The organism is Actinomadura napierensis (genome assembly GCF_039529375.1).
In the GTDB taxonomy this organism is placed as follows: domain Bacteria; phylum Actinomycetota; class Actinomycetes; order Streptosporangiales; family Streptosporangiaceae; genus Spirillospora; species Spirillospora napierensis.
This window is the reverse complement of sequence record NZ_BAAAMR010000385.1, coordinates 1-563: the sequence shown is the minus strand read 5'-3', so window position 1 is coordinate 563 and position 563 is coordinate 1. Positions and strand designations below refer to the sequence as shown.

The window sequence follows — 563 nt, the reverse complement described above, 5'->3', positions numbered from 1 at the left end:
CGTAGTTCAGATAACCGTTGTTCAACTTCTTCGGCTGTGTCGATTGCGTTAGCACCTCTTGCAATTTTAATTGCAAGACCAGCTGCCGGTTTACCGTTAAACTTCGAGTCGAATTGATAGTTATCCGAACCTAATTCTACGCGAGCAACATCTTTTAATCGAACCTCAGCACCTGATGCTGTGTTCTTTAAGAAGATATTTTTAAACTGTTCAGGAGTCTGCAATAAGCTTTGTGCATTTACTGTTGCGTTAAGAACTTGACCTTGTACAGCCGGAGCACCACCTAACTGACCTACGGCAACTTGCGAGTTCTGCGCTTGTAAGGCAGTTGCAATATCACTAGGAGTAAGTTGATAGCTTGTTAATTTAGCTGGATCAAGCCAGATACGCATTGCGTATGAGCCACCGAAGACCTGTACCTCACCAACACCGGCAACACGGCTAAGCGGTTCTTTAATTGACGAGTTTACGTAGTCTTTAATGTCAGAGTCTGACAGGTTGTTATCTGGTGAATAGAATGCAATAACTTGCAAGAAGCTCGCACCAGATTTAGTAACTGTTAC

1 protein-coding gene is annotated in these 563 nt (G+C 43.3%); it reads right to left on the bottom strand.

From position 1 onward, the window contains the following. Nucleotides 1–563, bottom strand: a 563-nt coding sequence (locus ABD296_RS50065) for an efflux RND transporter permease subunit (protein ID WP_344285746.1), incomplete at both ends; no start/stop codon positions are given.